14 protein-coding genes are annotated in these 17,263 nt (G+C 70.4%); 6 read left to right on the top strand and 8 right to left on the bottom strand.

Annotation, left to right across the window (positions count from 1 at the left end; genetic code table 11):
- Positions 1 to 244: 244 nt before the first annotated feature.
- Positions 245 to 880 (bottom strand): TetR/AcrR family transcriptional regulator, encoded by a 636-nt coding sequence (locus ACZ4SA_RS18170; protein ID WP_468275354.1) that lies wholly within the window; start codon positions 878 to 880, stop codon positions 245 to 247.
- A 165-nt stretch (positions 881 to 1,045) separates the two neighbouring features.
- Between ACZ4SA_RS18170 and ACZ4SA_RS18165 the strand changes: the two genes are divergently transcribed.
- Positions 1,046 to 2,275: an acyl-CoA dehydrogenase family protein gene (locus ACZ4SA_RS18165; RefSeq protein ID WP_468275353.1), complete on the top strand. Its 1,230-nt coding sequence runs from the start codon at positions 1,046 to 1,048 to the stop codon at positions 2,273 to 2,275.
- Positions 2,276 to 2,344: 69 nt separating this feature from the next.
- Here the strand turns inward: ACZ4SA_RS18165 and ACZ4SA_RS18160 are convergent, their stop codons facing one another.
- The 3 genes from ACZ4SA_RS18160 to ACZ4SA_RS18150 form a co-directional block, all read right to left on the bottom strand.
- Positions 2,345 to 2,830: a glutathione peroxidase gene (locus ACZ4SA_RS18160; protein WP_468275350.1), complete on the bottom strand. Its 486-nt coding sequence runs from the start codon at positions 2,828 to 2,830 to the stop codon at positions 2,345 to 2,347.
- Positions 2,831 to 2,989: 159 nt separating this feature from the next.
- Complete coding sequence (locus ACZ4SA_RS18155; RefSeq protein WP_468275348.1) at positions 2,990 to 3,868, bottom strand: acyl-CoA thioesterase; 879 nt, start codon at positions 3,866 to 3,868, stop codon at positions 2,990 to 2,992.
- Between the two features lie 18 nt (positions 3,869 to 3,886).
- Positions 3,887 to 6,400 (bottom strand): DEAD/DEAH box helicase, encoded by a 2,514-nt coding sequence (locus ACZ4SA_RS18150; RefSeq protein ID WP_468275345.1) that lies wholly within the window; start codon positions 6,398 to 6,400, stop codon positions 3,887 to 3,889.
- 121 nt (positions 6,401 to 6,521) lie between these two features.
- Here ACZ4SA_RS18150 and ACZ4SA_RS18145 point away from each other — a divergent pair, with 121 nt between their 5' ends.
- On the top strand, positions 6,522 to 7,313 hold the full coding sequence (locus tag ACZ4SA_RS18145) for a metal-dependent hydrolase (protein ID WP_468275343.1): 792 nt from the start codon (positions 6,522 to 6,524) through the stop codon (positions 7,311 to 7,313).
- Positions 7,314 to 7,602: 289 nt separating this feature from the next.
- Positions 7,603 to 8,049 (top strand): SRPBCC family protein, encoded by a 447-nt coding sequence (locus ACZ4SA_RS18140; RefSeq protein ID WP_468275340.1) that lies wholly within the window; start codon positions 7,603 to 7,605, stop codon positions 8,047 to 8,049.
- Positions 8,050 to 8,110: 61 nt separating this feature from the next.
- On the opposite strand, the gene ACZ4SA_RS18135 is transcribed toward ACZ4SA_RS18140, so the two are convergent.
- From ACZ4SA_RS18135 to ACZ4SA_RS18125, 3 genes are all read right to left on the bottom strand, one after another.
- A complete protein-coding gene (locus ACZ4SA_RS18135) occupies positions 8,111 to 9,892 on the bottom strand; it encodes an ABC transporter ATP-binding protein (RefSeq protein ID WP_468275338.1) in 1,782 nt (593 codons plus the stop codon).
- A complete protein-coding gene (locus ACZ4SA_RS18130; RefSeq protein WP_468275336.1) occupies positions 9,889 to 11,727 on the bottom strand; it encodes an ABC transporter transmembrane domain-containing protein in 1,839 nt (612 codons plus the stop codon). The genes ACZ4SA_RS18135 and ACZ4SA_RS18130 overlap by 4 nt, the downstream gene beginning before the upstream one ends.
- A 209-nt stretch (positions 11,728 to 11,936) precedes the next feature.
- Positions 11,937 to 12,383, bottom strand: coding sequence for a MarR family winged helix-turn-helix transcriptional regulator (locus ACZ4SA_RS18125; RefSeq protein ID WP_468275334.1), 447 nt, complete (start codon positions 12,381 to 12,383; stop codon positions 11,937 to 11,939).
- Between the two features lie 94 nt (positions 12,384 to 12,477).
- On the opposite strand from ACZ4SA_RS18125, the gene ACZ4SA_RS18120 reads away from it, so the two are divergent.
- Together ACZ4SA_RS18120 and mltG are read left to right on the top strand one after the other, a co-directional pair.
- On the top strand, positions 12,478 to 14,286 hold the full coding sequence (locus ACZ4SA_RS18120; RefSeq protein WP_468275331.1) for an ABC transporter ATP-binding protein: 1,809 nt from the start codon (positions 12,478 to 12,480) through the stop codon (positions 14,284 to 14,286).
- Between the two features lie 391 nt (positions 14,287 to 14,677).
- Complete coding sequence (gene mltG, locus ACZ4SA_RS18115) at positions 14,678 to 15,544, top strand: endolytic transglycosylase MltG (RefSeq protein ID WP_468275328.1); 867 nt, start codon at positions 14,678 to 14,680, stop codon at positions 15,542 to 15,544.
- A gap of 36 nt (positions 15,545 to 15,580) precedes the next feature.
- On the opposite strand, the gene ACZ4SA_RS18110 is transcribed toward mltG, so the two are convergent.
- The gene (locus ACZ4SA_RS18110; protein WP_468275327.1) at positions 15,581 to 16,663 is read right to left on the bottom strand and encodes an NAD(P)-binding domain-containing protein; all 1,083 of its coding nucleotides are present in this window, start codon (positions 16,661 to 16,663) and stop codon (positions 15,581 to 15,583) included.
- Positions 16,664 to 16,758: 95 nt separating this feature from the next.
- Between ACZ4SA_RS18110 and ACZ4SA_RS18105 the strand changes: the two genes are divergently transcribed.
- Positions 16,759 to 17,181, top strand: coding sequence for a secondary thiamine-phosphate synthase enzyme YjbQ (locus tag ACZ4SA_RS18105; protein WP_468275326.1), 423 nt, complete (start codon positions 16,759 to 16,761; stop codon positions 17,179 to 17,181).
- Positions 17,182 to 17,263 lie beyond the last annotated feature (82 nt).

Genomic DNA, 17,263 nt, shown 5'->3' with positions numbered 1-17,263 from the left:
CGTGCCCGAAAGCCGGCGGTGGCGCCCGCACACGGCGGCCACGCCGGCACCCGGGGAGCCCCGTGCCCCAGGGCGTGTTTCGAAAGTCCCGCCTGGCCCACGACGCCTGGCACGCACACTCGCTGCGTTGTCGGAGTCATCCAAGTACGTCCAGTACGAGGATGAACCTCCGCCTTGCGATCGCACGCACCAGACGCCGCGGGCCCCGCCCTGCGGGCGGACGACGCTACTTTCGGAACACGCCCTAGAAGCCCGGGCCGTCCGCTCTGTCCTCGACCTGGAAGAGGCGGCCGCACAGCAGGTCCGTCAGGCTCGTCACCAAGTCCGCCCGCGAGCACTGCCGTTCGCCCAGCCACCAGTCCCCGGCCGCATGCATCATGCCGACGACGCCATGGCCCCACGCCCGGGCCACCATCTCGCCTCCGGGGCCGAGGTCGACGCGGTCGGCGATCACCTTGCCGAGTTCCTCGCCGAGGCGGCGCAGCAGCGGCGCCGAGTGGCGTCCGACGTCGAAACCGGCCTCCGAGGGCTGGTTGTCCTCCGCCGGATGCATCAGGAACCGGTACACCTGCGGACGCGCCTCGATCGCGGCGAGATACGTGTCGAGCGTGCCCGCCACGCGCTGGCGGCGGTCGACGTCCGCGTCCACCGCCACCTGCAGCGCCCTGAGCAGCGCGTCGGTGTGGCGTTTGGCGAGCGCCCGGTAGAGACCGCTCTTGTCGCCGAAGTGCCGGTAGAGGATGGGCTTGGTGATCCCGGCCTCTGCGGCGATGGCGTTCATGGAGGCCTGGGGGCCGTCCCGGAGCACGACCCGGTCGGCGGCCTCGAGGAGCTCCCGGCGGCGCTGGTCCGCCGACCGCTGCTGGTGTGTGGTCTCCATGTGATTCTCCCCGCCCGGACGATTGCGTGACGCCTGCGCAAAGTAACACCCTGCCAGTGCGCACACATGATCGGGCCATGGCTGGTTGACAGGGGCTACCGGCCGGTAACACACTTCGGTTACCGCAGGTAACACTCACATCATCGCCGCAGTACTGGAGGGGACATGGCCGAGTTCACGCTCGATCTCAACGACGACCAGAAGCAGGTCCGTGACTGGCTGAACGGATTCGCCAGGGACGTGATGCGTCCGGCCGCCGCCGAGTGGGACGAGCGTGAGGAGACCCCCTGGCCTGTCATCCAGGAGGCCGCCAAGATCGGAATCTACTCCCTCGACTTCTACGCCCAACAGTTCTTCGACCCCACCGGCCTCGGCATCCCGATGGCGATGGAGGAACTGTTCTGGGGCGATGCGGGCATCGCGCTCTCGATCGTCGGTACCGGACTCGCCGCCGTCGGCGTCATCGCCAACGGCACCGAGGAACAGATCGGTACCTGGATTCCCCAGATGTACGGCGATGCCAACGATGTCAAGGTCGCCGCCTTCTGCTCCTCCGAGCCCGACGCCGGCTCCGACGTGTCGTCCATGCGCACGCGCGCCGTGTACGACGAGGCGAAGGACGAATGGGTCCTCAACGGCACGAAGACCTGGGCGACGAACGGTGGCATAGCGAACGTCCACGTCGTCGTCGCGCTCGTCGATCCGCAGCTCGGCTCCAAGGGTCACGCCTCGTTCATCATTCCGCCGGACACCCCGGGGCTGTCCCAGGGGCAGAAGTTCAAGAAGCACGGCATTCGCGCCTCGCACACGGCCGAGGTCGTCCTCGAGGACGTCCGTATCCCCGGCAGCTGCCTGCTGGGCGGCAAGGAGAAGCTGGACGAGCGCCTGGCGCGGGCCCGCGAGCGGGCGAAGGCCGGTGGCGGCGAGAGGGTGAAGAACGCGGCGATGGCCACCTTCGAGGCCTCCCGCCCCGCCGTCGGCGCGATGGCGGTCGGCACCGCCCGCGCCGCGTACGAGGTCGCGCTCGACTACGCGAAGACCCGTGAGCAGTTCGGCCGCCCGATCATCGACAACCAGGGCATCGCCTTCCAGCTCGCCGACATGCGCACCCAGATCGACGCGGCCCGCCTCCTGGTGTGGCGCGCCTCCTGGATGGCGACCGCGGGCAAGCCGTTCACCTCCGCCGAGGGCTCCATGTCGAAGCTGTTCGCCAGCGAGACCGCGAAGAAGGTCACCGCCCAGGCCGTCCAGATCCTCGGCGGCAACGGCTTCACCCGCGAGTACCCCGTTGAGCGCATGCACCGCGACGCCGCCATCTACACGATCTTCGAGGGCACCAGCGAGATCCAGCGCCTGGTGATCGCCCGCACCCTCTCGGGCATGCCGATCCGCTGATCAGCCAAGAGCGCGCCAAGGCTCCGGCCCCGGCAACCGCCCAGGGGGACCGGAGCCTTCCGCGTGTGCTCAGGCGGACAGCAGCGTCTCGATCGCCGCCAGCACCTCGGGGGCCTCCGGCTCGGTGCGGGGGCGGAAGCGGGTGACCTCGCCCTGGGGCGAGATCAGGAATTTCTCGAAGTTCCACTGGACGTCACCCGCCTCGCCCTCGGCGTCCGCGACCTTCGTCAGCTCGGTGTACAGCGGGTGCCGGTCCGCGCCGTTCACGTCCGTCTTCTCCAACAGCGGGAAGGTCACCCCGTACGTCGCGGAGCAGAAGGTCCCGATCTCCTCCGCGCTGCCCGGCTCCTGCCCGGCGAACTGGTTGCAGGGCACGCCCAGCACGGTGAAGCCCCGCTCGCCATACTCCTTCTGCAGCCGCTCCAGGCCCGCGTACTGCGGAGTCAGCCCGCACTTGGAGGCCACGTTCACCACGAGAACCGCCTTGCCGCGGTGGTCGGCGAGCGAGGTGTCCTCGCCGGTCAGGGTACGCAGCGGGATGTCGTAAAGGGGCATCAGGGACTCCTTTGAACCTGTCTTCGTCTGTTGGTCGGTCGTCCGCCGGTCTTCGTGCGGCACGCACGGGTGCGACAAGCTGCGACAAGCATGCAACACCGGGCTCAAAGGCTCAGTACGGGCCCGTGAACGGCCTGGCGGCCGCATGGCGTACGCGCCTCACTCAGTGACCGCCATGGGGCGGAACAGCCCCTCCTGCACCACGGACACCAGCAGCCTTCCGTCGCGGTCGTAGATCCGTCCGCGAGCGAGCCCCCGGCCGCCCGTCGAGATGGGCGACTCCTGGTCGTACAGGAACCACTCGTCGGCCCGGAACGGGCGGTGGAACCACATCGCATGGTCCAGCGACGCCATGTCGAAGCCCCGGTGGCCCCACAGCGGCTCGACGGGGATGCGTACCGCGTCCAGCAGCGTCATGTCGCTCGCGTACGTCAGCGCGCACGTGTGCACCAGTGGATCGTCGCCCAGCGGGCCCACCGCGCGCATCCACACCGCGCTGCGCGGGTCCGCGCCCTTGATCTCGTCGGTCGTCCAGCGCAGCCGTTCGACATAGCGGATGTCGAAGGGCTGGCGTCGTGCCATGCGCTCCAACGCCTCGGGCAGCGCGCCGAGATGCTCACGGATCTCGGTCGCGACCGTCGGGAGCGACTCCGGGTCCGGGAAGTCCAGCCGCGGCGGCAACTGGTGCTCGATGCTGCCGGGCTCGGGGCGGTGGAAGGACGCCGTCAGATTGAAGATCGTCCGGCCCTCCTGGACGGCGGTGACCCGGCGGGTCGTGAACGACCTGCCGTCCCTGACCCGTTCGACCTGGTACACGATCGGCACCCCGGGCCGCCCGGGTCGCAGGAAGTACGCGTGCAGCGAGTGGACGGGACGCTCGCCGTCGGTGGTCCGCCCCGCCGCGACCAGCGCCTGACCCGCCACCTGGCCGCCGAAGACTCGCTGCAGCGACTCGTTCGGGCTGAGCCCGCGGAAGATGTTGACCTCGATCTGCTCCAGGTCGAGCAGATCGACCAGACGCTCCGCCGGATTCGTCATCGGAATCTCTCTCCCCTGTCAGAGCTGACCGACGGACGTGACGCGCACGACAGCCAGGCCCGCCTCGTCGGAGGCCGCGAGATCGACCTCCGCGCTGATACCCCAGTCATGGTCGCCGTTCGGGTCGGCGAATGTCTGCCGCACACGCCACAGACCGTGCGCCGGGTCCTCCTCGATGGCGAGGAGCTTCGGTCCGCGGGCGTCGGGGCCGGTGCCCAGGTCGTCGTACTCGTCCCAGTACGCGTCCATCGCTTCGCCCCACGCGTCCTCGTCCCAGCCGGACTCCGCGTCCAGCGTGCCCAGTTCCGCGACGTGGTCGAGGGCCGCCAGCTCCACACGGCGGAACATGGCGTTGCGGACCAGGACGCGGAACGCGCGGGCGTTCGCCGTGACAGGCTTGACCTGGTCGGCCTTCTCCTGGGCCTCCTCGGCCGTCTCCACCTCCGGGTTGGCCAGCTGCTCCCACTCGTCCAGGAGGCTGGAGTCGACCTGGCGCACCATCTCGCCCAGCCAGGCGATCAGATCCTCCAGGTCCTCGGTCTTCAGATCGTCCGGGATGGTGTGATCGAGCGCCTTGTACGCGCTCGCCAGATAGCGCAGCACGATGCCCTCGGTGCGAGCGAGCTCGTACCAGGAGGTGAACTCGGTGAAGGTCAGGGCCCGTTCGTACATGTCGCGGATGACGGACTTCGGCGAGACCGGGTGGTCGCCGACCCAGGGGTGCGACTTCTTGTAGACGTTGTACGCGTGCCACAGCAGCTCTTCCAGCGGCTTCGGGTACGAGATGTCCTGGAGGCGCTCCATACGCTCCTCGTACTCGACGCCGTCGGCCTTCATCCTGCCGACCGCCTCGCCGCGTGCCTTGTTCTGCATGGCGGCGAGGATCTGCCGCGGATCGTCCAGCGTCGACTCGACGACGGACACCATGTCCAGCGCGTACGACGGGGACTCGGGGTCCAGCAGGTCGAAGGCGGCGAGGGCGAACGTCGACAGCGGCTGGTTCAGCGCGAAGTCCTGCTGGAGATCGACGGTGAGCCGGATGGTGCGGCCCTCCGCGTCGGGCTTGTCCAGCTGCTCCACCACGCCGCCGTCGAGCAGCGAGCGGTAGATGGCGATGGCCCGGCGGATGTGGCGCAGCTGAGCCTTGCGCGGCTCGTGGTTGTCCTCCAGCAGCCGGCGCATCGCCTCGAAAGCGTTGCCGGGCCGGGCGATCACCGAGAGCAGCATGATGTTGGTGACCCGGAAGCGGGACGTCAGCGGTTCCGGCTCGGAGGCGATCAGCTTCTCGAACGTGCTGTCCGACCAGGCGACGAAGCCCTCGGGGGCCTTTTTCCTGACCACCTTGCGGCGCTTCTTGGGGTCGTCACCGGCCTTCGCGAGCGCCTTCTCGTTCTCGATGACATGCTCGGGCGCCTGTGCGACGACAAAACCGGCGGTGTCGAAACCGGCCCGGCCGGCACGCCCCGCGATCTGGTGGAACTCGCGCGCCCGCAGGGTGCGCACCCGGTTGCCGTCGTACTTGGTGAGCGCGGTGAACAGCACCGTGCGGATGGGCACGTTCACGCCGACGCCGAGCGTGTCGGTGCCGCAGATGACCTTCAGCAGACCGGCCTGGGCCAGCTTCTCCACCAGCCTCCGGTACTTGGGCAGCATGCCGGCGTGATGCACGCCGATGCCGTGCCGTACGAAGCGGGACAGGTTCTGGCCGAACTTGGTGGTGAAGCGGAAGTTGCCGATCAGCTCGGCGATCTTGTCCTTCTCCTCGCGCGAGCACATGTTGATGCTCATCAGCGACTGCGCCCGCTCCACCGCCTGCGCCTGGGTGAAATGCACGATGTAGACGGGTGCCTGCTTGGTCTCCAGCAGCTCCGTCAGCGTCTCCGTGATCGGCGTCAGCCGGTATTCGTACGACAGCGGAACCGGCCGGGTCGCCGAGCGGACCACGGGGGTGGGGCGGCCGGTGCGGCGGGTCAGGTCCTTCTCGAACATGGATACGTCGCCGAGCGTCGCCGACATCAGGATGAACTGCGCCTGCGGCAGTTCGAGCAGGGGGATCTGCCAGGCCCAGCCGCGGTCCGGCTCCGCGTAGAAGTGGAACTCGTCCATGACGACCTGGCCGATGTCGGCGTCCTTGCCGTCACGCAGCGCGATCGAGGCCAGCACCTCGGCGGTGCAGCAGATGACCGGGGCGTCCGCGTTCACGGACGCGTCGCCGGTCAGCATGCCGACGTTCTCCGTGCCGAACAGCTTGCAGAGGTCGAAGAACTTCTCCGAGACCAGCGCCTTGATCGGCGCCGTGTAGAAGGTGACCTGGTCATTCGCCAGCGCCGTGAAGTGCGCACCCGCCGCGACCAGGCTCTTCCCGGAGCCGGTGGGTGTGGAAAGGATCACGTTCGCCCCCGAGACCACCTCGATCAGGGCTTCCTCCTGAGCCGGATAGAGCGTGATGCCCTGGCCCTCCGCCCACGAGGAGAAGGCCTCGAAGAGGGCGTCGGGGTCGGCATCTGGCGGCAGCTGATCGATAAGGGTCACGCCCCCATCTTGCCTGGCGCGGACCCCGAGGCGGGAACCGGCCGCCGACGGCAAGATCGCGAAGCGATACGCTGCCCTGTCAACTTGAGTTCGGGACAAGAACAATGGGGCGGGAACGCACATGATGGGACCGGCGCACTCTCTGTCCGGGGCGGCTGCCTGGCTGGGGGTGGGCGCGGCGACGGCTGCCGCCGGCCATCCGATGCCCTGGCCCGTCCTCGTCGTGGGAGCACTGATATGCGCGGGCGCGGCGCTGGCGCCGGACCTGGACCACAAGGCGGCGACCATCTCGCGGGCCTTCGGGCCGATCTCCCGCGGACTGTGCGAGATCGTCGACAAGCTGTCGTACGCCGTCTACCAGGCGACCAGGAAACCGGGCGACAAGCGCAGGACCGGGGGCCACCGCACCCTCACGCACACCTGGCTGTGGGCGGTGCTGATCGGCGGCGGCGCGTCCGCCATGGCGGCCCTCGGCGGACGGTGGGCGGTCCTCGCGCTCCTGTTCGTCCACATGGTGCTCGCGGTGGAGGGCCTGCTGTGGCGGGCCGCGCGGGTCTCCAGCGACGTCCTGGTGTGGCTGCTCGGCGCCACCAGCGCGTGGATCCTGGCGGGCGTCCTCGACAAGCCGGGCAATGGTTCGGACTGGCTGTTCACCGGGCCCGGCCAGGAGTACCTGTGGCTGGGCCTCCCCATCGTCCTCGGCGCCCTCGTCCACGACATCGGTGACGCGCTCACGGTCTCGGGCTGCCCGATCCTGTGGCCCATCCCGGTCGGCAACAAGCGCTGGTACCCGGTGGGCCCGCCCAAGCCGATGCGTTTCCGCGCGGGCAGCTGGGTGGAGCTGAAGGTCCTGATGCCGGCGTTCATGCTGCTCGGCGGAGTGGGTGGGGCGGCGGCGATGAACTTCATCTGAGGCGGCGGGGCCTGGTTGCCTGCCCTGCCCGGCGGTGCGGCCGGTCCGTGCCGCCGAGGAGGACACCTACCAGGACGCCGGGCCGGCGCGTGCGGGACCGGTGGGGTGCCGCCGGGTGGCGATCTTCGTCCGAGTCGTATCGGATCGCTTCGTGCGGTCACGCATGTCAGCCCTGTCGCGCGTCGAACGGACGCCCCACGCCCCGTTCCCGGCGTCGCCCGCTGCACCTCTGCGACGGTGCGCTCGCGCGACCGCACCGACCAACCGGCCGAGTACACAAGGAGACGATATGGGCGGGCAGTTCGAGGCCAGTGTGGACATCGACCGCGGCATCGAGGAGGTGTTCGCCTTCCTCGCCGACGGCCGCAACGACCCGAAGTTCAGCCCCCGCGTCCTGCGGATCGACAAGATCACAGAGGGTCCCACCGGGGTGGGCACGGTGTACCGGAGCACGGTCAAGGACGCAGGGATGAAGACCACGCGGGAGTTCCGCATCAGTGTCTTCGAACCGCCCCGGCAGATGCGCTGGAACGAGGTCTCCCGCAACGTCGTCACGGCCGCGGAGGGCGGCTATGACCTGCAGCCCCTGCCGGACGGCGGAACCCGGGTGCGCATCTTCAACACCCTCGAGGGCCACGGCGTCGGCAAACTCCTCGTCGGTTTCGCGCTGGGCGCCGCACGCAAGGACGCCCCCGCCTTCGGCCGGCGCATCAAGGCGGCCGTCGAAGCTTCCTGAACCGCCAGGCCGGCGCGTCCTGGACCGGAACGATCCAGGACGCGCCGGCATGGCGTGAGCCTCAGCCGTGCCAGGAGCGCCACAGCGCCGCGTACGCCCCCTCCGCGGCGACCAGCTCGTCATGGCTGCCCAGCTCACTGATGCGGCCGTCCTCGACCACTGCGATCACGTCCGCGTCGTGCGCCGTGTGCAGCCGGTGCGCGATGGCCACGACCGTACGGCCCTGAAGTACCCGAGAGAGCGAGCGCTCCAGATGGCGGGCCGCCCGCGGGTCCAGGAGCGAGGTCGCTTCGTCCAGGACCAGCGTGTGCGGATCCGCGAGGACCAGACGGGCGAGGGCGATCTGCTGGGCCTGGGCGGGGGTCAGGGAAAGGCCTCCCGACCCGACCGCCGTGTCCAGCCCGCCGTCCAGCGCCCGCGCCCACCCGTCCGCGTCGACCGCACCGAGCGCCGCCCACAGCTCGGCGTCCTGCGCGGAGGAGCGCGCCAGCAGCAGATTGTCTCGGAGCGCGCCCACGAAGACGTGGTGCTCCTGGTTGACGAGTGCCACGTGCTCCCGTACCCGCTCCGCCGGCATCCGGGACAGCTCGGCCGCACCGAGGGTGACGTTCCCGGTGCGCGGGGCGTAGATGCCCGCGAGCAGCCGGCCGAGCGTGGACTTGCCCGCTCCGGATGGTCCGACGAGGGCCAGCCGGGTGCCCGGCGGCACGTCCATCGACACGCTGTGCAGCACGTCGACGCCCTCGCGGTACCCGAAGTGCACCTGGTCGGCGCGGACATCACGTCCCTCGGGGTGCAGGTGCCCGTCGCCCGCCTCCGGTTCGATCTCCCGCACACCCACCAGCCGCGCCAGCGACACATGGGCCACCTGGAGCTCGTCGTACCAGCGCAGGATCAGGTTCACCGGGTCGACCATCATCTGCGCGATCAGCGCGCCCGTGGTCAGCTGACCGACACCGATCCAGCCCTGCAGCACGAACACGCCGCCGATCAGCAGCACCGAAGCGAGCACGGTCGCATGGGTGATGCTGATGACCGGGAAGAGGACCGACCGCAGATACAGCGTGTACCGCTCCCAGGACGTCCATTCCTTGATCCGACGGTCGGAGAGAGCCACCCGGCGCGCCCCGAGGCGGTGCGACTCGACCGTGCGGCCGGCGTCGACGGTCTCGGCGAGCACCGCGGCCACGGCCGCGTAGCCCGCGGCCTCCGAACGGTACGCGGAGGGCGCGCGCTTGAAGTACCAGCGGCAGCCGACGACCAGCACCGGCACCGCCACCAGCACCGCGGGCGCGAGCGGCGGTGCGGTCACCGTGAGACCGCCGAGCAGCAGCACGACCCAGAAGACGCCGATCGTCAGCTGCGGCACGGCCTCGCGCATGGCGTTCGCCAGCCGGTCGATGTCCGTCGTGATACGGGAGAGCAGGTCGCCCGTACCGGCCCGCTCGAGCACGCCCGGGGGCAACCCCACGGAACGCACGAGGAAGTCCTCCCGCAGATCCGCCAGCATCCGCTCGCCGAGCATCGCCCCACGCAGCCGCACCAGGCGGACGAAGAACGCCTGGACGACGAGCGCACCGGCGAACAGGGCGGCAGTGCGCTCCAGATGGAGCTCGCGCGCCCCGTCCGCCGTTTTCTCCACGAGGGAGCCGAGGAGCCACGGGCCCGTCATCGAGGCGACGACCGTGACCGTGTTGACGGCGACGAGGACCGCGAAGGCCCGGCGGTGCCGCCGCAGCAGCTCGCCCACGTACGCCCGCACGGTGGCCGGCGTCCCCACCGGCAGGGTGGTCGCCGTGCGGAGAGCCGCCGGGTCGTACTCCGGCGGTGCCAGGCCGATCATGCTGTCTCCTCGATGTCGTCGCCGTCGGCCTTCGCCTGGTCGAACCCCGGGCCCGCGGGGCCGCGTTGGGCGCCCACGAGATGCTGCTCCGCTTCGGTCTCCCGGGTCACGACCGCGCGGTAGCGGGGCTCGGTGTGCAGCAGTTCGCGGTGCATGCCGGCAGCCACGGCCTCGCCCTCGTGGACCAGGACGACACGGTCCGCCCGGTCGAGCAGCAGCGGCGAGGAGGTGAACAGGACCGTCGTTCGTCCCGCGCGCAACTTCCGTACGCCTTCCGCGATCCGGGCCTCCGTGTGCGAGTCGACGGCCGACGTCGGCTCGTCGAGCACGAGCACCTCCGGGTCGGTGACCAGCGAACGTGCCAGCGCGAGGCGCTGCCGCTGGCCGCCCGACAGGGAGCGGCCGCGCTCGGTGATGGGCGCTGCCATCGGGTCGCTGCCCAGGGATGACTGTGCGAGCGCGTCGAGCACGTCGCCGCACTCCGCCGCCGTCAGGGCCCGGTCTGCGGCCACCGAGCCGGACGCCGGCACGTCGAGCAGCTCCGCGAGGGTCCCCGACAGCAGGACGGGGTCCTTGTCCTGGACGAGGACGGCGCCACGGGCCGCGGCGAGCGGCTGCTCGTCGAGTGCCACACCACCGAGCAGCACGGATGGCAGACCCTCCGATTCCGTGGGGTGGCCGCCGAGACGTTCGGCGAGGCGCCCCGAGGCGTCGGGGTCGCCGCAGACGACCGCGGTGAGCGTTCCGGCCATGGCCATGAGCCCGGTGGCCGGGTCGTACAGGTCGCCGGTGAGCGGCCCGTCCGCCGCGGCTGAGGCTTGGGCCCTGCCACCGCCGGACGCGCGCTCCAGGGCCAGCACCCGGGCCGCCCGCCGTGCGGACGGACGGGAGAAGGAGTACGCCATCGCGATCTCCTCGAAGTGCCGCAGTGGATAGCTCAGCAGCATCACCGCGCTGTACACGGTGACCAGTTCACCGACCGCGATCCGGTTGTCGCCGACGAGCCCGAGCCCGTACCAGACGACCGAGATCAGCAGGAGACCCGGCAGCAGCACCTGGACCGCGCTGATCAGGGACCACATGCGTGCGCTGCGGACGGCGGCCGTGCGCACGTCCTGCGAGGCGCGGCGGTAGCGCTTCAGGAACAGCTCCTCGCCGCCGATGCCGCGCAGCACCCGCAGACCGGCCACCGTGTCGGAGGCCAGCTCGGTGGCCCGGCCCGCCTTCTCCCGCTGGACGTCGGCGAGCCTGGTGGCCCGGGGGAGCAGGGGCAGCACCCCGAGGGCCAGGACCGGCACCCCGACGGCGACGAGGACGCCGAGTGCCGGTTGGTAGATCACCAGTCCGACGCAGACGGCCACGACGGTGAGGGCCGCTGCGAGGAAACGCGAGACCGCTTCCACGAACCAGCCGATCTTCTCCACGTCTCCGGTCGAGACGGCCACGACCTCGCCCGCGGCGACCCGCCGGGTGAGCGCGGCGCCCAGTTCGGACGTCTTGCGGATGAGCAGCTGCTGGACCTGTGCCGCGGCGGTGATCCAGTTGGTGACGGCCGTGCGGTGGAGCATGGTGTCGCCGAGGGCGATGCAGACGGCGGCGACGGCGAGCAGCCCGCCCGCCAGAGCGAGGCCGCTGCCGGACTTGTCCACGACCGCCTGGACGGCCCGTCCGACCCCGTAGGGGAGCGCCATGACGGACATGAAGTGCAGCATTCCCCAGTACAAGGCGCGTAGCTGGCCGCGCAGTTGATGCCGGCCGAGCCAGAGGAGGAATCTCGGCCCCGACCGGACGTCCGGTTGACCGGGATCGACATACGGAAGGTCGCGAATCTGCATGATGTCCCAGGTCGTCGGAAGAGCGGCACGGATCTACCAGCGTTGCGCTCCCGCCCGTGGGCGGCAAACGATTTACGGGCCTGTCGTCGGCTTGGCGTCGGTCTGCCGCCGGCCTGTCGTCGGGCCTCGTCGTGCCTGTTGTGGCGCCTTGTCGCAGGGCTGCGGGACGGGCCTGGCGCCGGCCTGTCGTCGGGCTCCCGGACGGGCCGTCAGCAGCGCGGGTCGATGCCGTCGACCAGGGTGGAGAGCAGACCGCCGAGAACCTCTCGCTGCTCGGCCGTGAGGGGTGCCAGGACGTCCTCGGCCGCCGCGCGGCGCGCGTCGCGCAGCGTGCGCAGCGTGGCGCGGCCGGTGTCGGTGAGCTCGATCCGGGTCACCCTGCGGTTCGTCGGATCGGGAACCCGGCGGACCCGCCCTCCCGCCTCCAGCCCGTCGACCAGGCTCGTCACCGCACGCGGAACCACCTCGAGCCGCTCCGCCAGATCCGCCATGCGCGGCGGGCGGTCGTAGTGGGCGACCGTGCGCAGCAGCCGGGACTGCGCGGGAGTGATGGCGATGTCGGCGGACTCGAGCTGGCGCTTCTGGCTGCGGTGGAGCCGGCGGGTCAGCCGCAGGAGCTGCTCGGCCAGCAGGCCGTCGGCGTCGGAGGTGGTCATGCGGGAGACAGTATCAGGACCTTGTTCATTGTGAATACAGGTAACAATGAGTTAGGCTCCCCGAGATCGCGCCTTTTCCGTCCGAAGGAGTGCATTGCGTCCCGACCACCCCACCTGGACACCACCGCCCAGGGATCCCGACCAGCCGCCCGCGGAAGTGCGGCGCATCCTCCGGCTCTTCCGGCCCTACCGTGGTCGGCTCGCAGTCGTGGGGCTGCTCGTCGGAGCCTCGTCGCTGGTGTCCGTCGCCTCGCCGTTCCTGCTGCGGGAGATCCTCGACACCGCGATCCCGCAGGGGCGTACCGGACTGCTCAGCCTGCTCGCCCTCGGCATGATCGCCACCGCGGTGATGACCAGCGTCTTCGGTGTGCTCCAGACGCTGATCTCCACCACGGTGGGTCAGCGTGTCATGCACGATCTGCGCACCGCGGTCTACGCACAGCTGCAGCGTATGCCGCTGGCCTTCTTCACCAGGACGCGCACGGGCGAGGTCCAGTCGCGCATCGCCAACGACATCGGCGGTATGCAGGCGACCGTGACTTCGACGGCCACCTCTCTGGTCTCCAACCTCACCTCGGTCGTCGCCACCGTCGTCGCCATGCTGGCGCTGGACTGGCGGCTCACCGTCGTCTCCCTCCTCCTGCTGCCGGTGTTCGTCTGGATCAGTCGCCGGGTCGGCCGCGAGCGGAAGAGGATCACTACACAGCGGCAGAAGCAGATGGCCGCGATGGCCGCGACCGTCACCGAGTCCCTGTCGGTCAGCGGCATCCTGCTCGGGCGCACCATGGGCCGCTCCGATTCCCTCACGGCGTCGTTCGCCCGGGAGTCGGAGCGCCTGGTCGACCTCGAGGTGCGCTCCAGCATGGCCGGGCGCTGGCGGATGTCGACGATGGGCATCGTCATGGCCGCCATGCCAGCCCTCATCTACTGGGCCGCCGGCCTCGCGATGCAGACGGGCGGGCCCGCGATCTCCATCGGCACGCTGGTCGCCTTCGTCTCGCTCCAGCAGGGCCTCTTCCGGCCCGCCGTGAGCCTGCTCTCGACCGGAGTGCAGATGCAGACCTCGCTCGCCCTGTTCCAGCGGATCTTCGAGTACCTCGACCTGCCGGTCGAGATCACCGAGCCCGCGGAGCCGGTGGCGCTCGACAAGATCCGGGGCGAAGTGCGCTTCGAGAAGGTCGACTTCGCGTACGACCCGGATCAGGAGCGGCCGACCCTCGACGGCATCGACGTCACCGTGCCCGCCGGCGGCTCGCTCGCCGTCGTCGGCCCGACGGGCTCCGGCAAGTCCACGCTCAGCTATCTGGTGCCGCGGCTCTACGACGTCGTCGGCGGCCGGGTCACCATCGACGGTGTCGATGTGCGGGACCTTGACTTCGACACGCTCGCACGCGCGGTGGGAGTCGTCTCCCAGGAGACGTATCTCTTCCATGCCTCCGTGGCCGACAATCTGCGCTTCGCCAAGCCCGACGCCACGGACGAGGAGATCGAGGCCGCCGCCCGCGCCGCGCAGATCCACGACCACATCGCCTCCCTGCCCGACGGGTACGACACCCTGGTCGGCGAGCGGGGCTACCGCTTTTCCGGCGGCGAGAAGCAGCGGCTCGCCATCGCGCGCACCATCCTGCGGGACCCGCCGGTCCTCATCCTCGACGAGGCGACCAGCGCACTCGACACCCGCACGGAACACGCCGTGCAGCGCGCGATCGACGCGCTCTCGAGGGGCCGCACCACGATCACCATTGCCCACCGGCTCTCCACCGTGCGGGACGCGGACCGGATCGTCGTCCTCGACGCGGGCCGTATCGCCGAGTGCGGCAGCCACCGGCAACTTCTCGAACAGGGCGGCCGTTATGCCGCTCTGGTCCGCAGGGACGCCCGGCCGGCGCCGGTCGCCCGCTGAAAGGGCGACGGCGCCGCCGCTCCCGTGGGACGGGGACCGGCGGCGCCTTCCGTGAACGATCGTCAGACGAGCCAACCCACGAAGTGGACGACGCCGGCGAGCAGGTTGGTGATGAGGTCCATGGTGGTGCGTTCTCCTTGTGCAGGGTGATGTGGGACGCGCAGTCGCGGTCTGCAGCGCGGCGCCTGCGCACCGCAAGCTTCATGCGTCGCGCAGGTGCGCGGCAATCAAAACGGCCACGACCGCACGTTCCGACGAACAACCGCGCGAGCGTTCGTTTGTTCGTGTCGATTCGGTGGTCGGTGATCCCGGCACCCGGGCCACCGGCCCTCGCCGTGTCGGCCTCCTGAAGCTCCCGGGATCACCGAGCGGGCCGGGTTAGCGTGCCCGTATGACGAACGAGCCCCTGCCGCGGTCCGGGCGCCGGTCCCGCCTGACCCGCCGTGGCCGGCTGATCCTGGCCCTGAGCGCCGCGGCCGTGGCGGCCGGAGTGATGCTCGTGCCGTTGCTGGCCCGGGCCCCCGAGTCGCCGCACCGCCCACCACCATCGCCACCGCCTCCGAAGACCTTGGTGATCCCGGAGGGTTGGCGCGCCACGCAGGTGTACGAAGCGATCGACAAGGCCCTGAAGGCGGCGCCCGGAACCACCGCAAGGGCGGCCGCCCGCGCGAAGCTGAACCTGCCCGCCGACGCCAAGGGCAATGTGGAGGGCTATCTCTTCCCGGCCACGTATCCCATCGATGCGACGACCACCCCCGCCCGCCTGCTCAGCTTCATGGTCAACATCGCCAACCAGCGTTTCGGCACCGAACGCATCGCCGCCGCCGCCCGAGACGTCGGCGTGACCCTCCATCAGGCGGTGAACATCGCCAGCATCGTGCAGGCCGAGGCCGACACGACCGCCGACATGGGCAAGGTGGCCCGCGTCGTCCACAACCGGCTCGCCCAAGGCATGCCGCTGCAGATGGACTCGACCATCAACTACGCGCTGGGCCGCAGCTCCCTGGACACCACCACCGCCGACACCCGTATCGACAACCCCTACAACACCTATGAGTTGCAAGGGCTGCCGCCCACCCCCATCGACAACCCGGGGGAGGAGGCCATGCACGCGGCGGTCGCTCCGCCGCCGGGCGGCTGGCTCTACTTCGTGACGGTGGAACCGGGGGACACCCGCTTCACCAGCAGCTACGAGGAGCACCAGCGCCATGTGGCGGAGTTCAACACCGTACGCGCCACGGCACGTGGCACCGGCTGACGGCCGCCGCCCGCTGTGCCCGCTGCCGAACGCAGGTCAAGCCAGGGCGGGTTCACGGTCCAGCAGGCGCCTGATCTCCCGTACGGCAGCCCGTCCCGCCCGGTTCGCGCCGATCGTCGAGGCCGAGGGCCCGTAGCCGACGAGGTGCACCCGGGCATCGCGTACCGCCCGGGTGCCCTCCATCCGGATTCCGCCGCCCGGTTCGCGCAGCCGGAGCGGGGCGAGATGGTCGATCGCCGCACGGAAGCCGGTCGCCCAGAGGATCACATCGGCCTCCACCGATCGTCCGTCGTCCCAGACCGCTCCGGTGGGTGTGATCCGGTCGAACATCGGCCGGCGGTCCAGCACACCCGTTTCCCGGGCCCGCCGGATCGTGTCGTTGACGGGCAGGCCGGTGACGGAGACGACGCTCTGCGGGGGCAGGCCGCGTCGTACCCGCTCTTCCACCCGCGCGACCGCTTCCCGCCCGGCGTCCTGGTCGAACGGTCCCTCGCGGAAGACCGGCGGCCGCCGTGTCACCCAGGTCGTCTCCGCGGCCACCTCGGCGATCTCCATCAGATGCTGCGTCCCGGACGCCCCGCCGCCGACCACGATCACCCGCTGCCGCGTGAACTCGTCGGGCCCCGGATAGTCCGCGGTGTGGAGCTGGCGCCCCCGGAACGTCTCCTGGCCGCGATATCGCGGCCAGAAAGGGCGGTCCCAGGTGCCCGTGGCGTTGATCAGGGTCCGGGTCGACCAGATGCCTTCGGAGGTCTCGACGGCGAGACGCCCGCTCTCGCCCTCGCGAACGGCGCTCACCGTGACGGGCCGGTGCACCAGCAGCCCGAACCGCTCCTCGTATGCGGTGAAGTACTCGCCGATCACCTCGGACGAGGGCCGCCACTCGTCCGCCCCGGTCAGTTCCATGCCGGGCAGCGCGTGCATCCCGTGCACCTTGCCGTATGTCAGCGAGGGCCAGCGGAACTGCCAGGCACCGCCGGGGCGCGGGGCGTGGTCCAGCACCACGGAGTCCTGGTCGGGCACCAGACCGGTGCGCCGCAGATGGTAGGCGGCGGACAGCCCGGCCTGCCCCGCACCGATGACGACCACGTCCACTTCTCGTACCCCAAGGTAGTTCACGCTTCTACCAACCGGGGGCGGATCGTGGATCTTCCCGCAAAGCGGCAGCCGACAGACGGAAAGCCGTACGGGTCGCCAGGCGGGAGGATGGGCCCATGCCCGGAACCTTCACCACCACGACCCTGACCATCCGCACCGGCTCACAGGAGACGGTCACCGATCTGACGCACGCCTGCGAGCGCTTCCTTGGGGAGCGCGCGGGCGGCGCCGACGGCCTGCTGAATCTCTTCGTGCCCCATGCGACGGCCGGCATCGCCGTGCTCGAGACGGGCGCCGGCAGTGAGGAGGACCTGCTGGCCGCGCTCCACACCCTGCTGCCCGCCGACGACCGCTGGCAGCACCGCCACGGCAGCTCCGGCCACGGCAGGGACCACGTACTGCCCGCGCTGGTACCGCCGCACGCGACGCTGCCGGTGATCGGCGGCCGGCTGGAACTCGGAACCTGGCAGTCCGTGTGCCTGGTGGACACCAACAAGGACAACCCGGACCGCCAGGTCCGGCTGTCGTTTCTCGGGTAGCGGCGGGTACTGCGGGACTGTAGGCGGGATATCCGGCCGCACCAAGCGGTTCAGCGTCGCTCCTCTTTCGCAGTGATCGCGA

Source organism: Streptomyces sp. NPDC027962, assembly GCF_055566095.1.
This window is presented reverse-complemented; position numbering and strand designations above follow the sequence as displayed.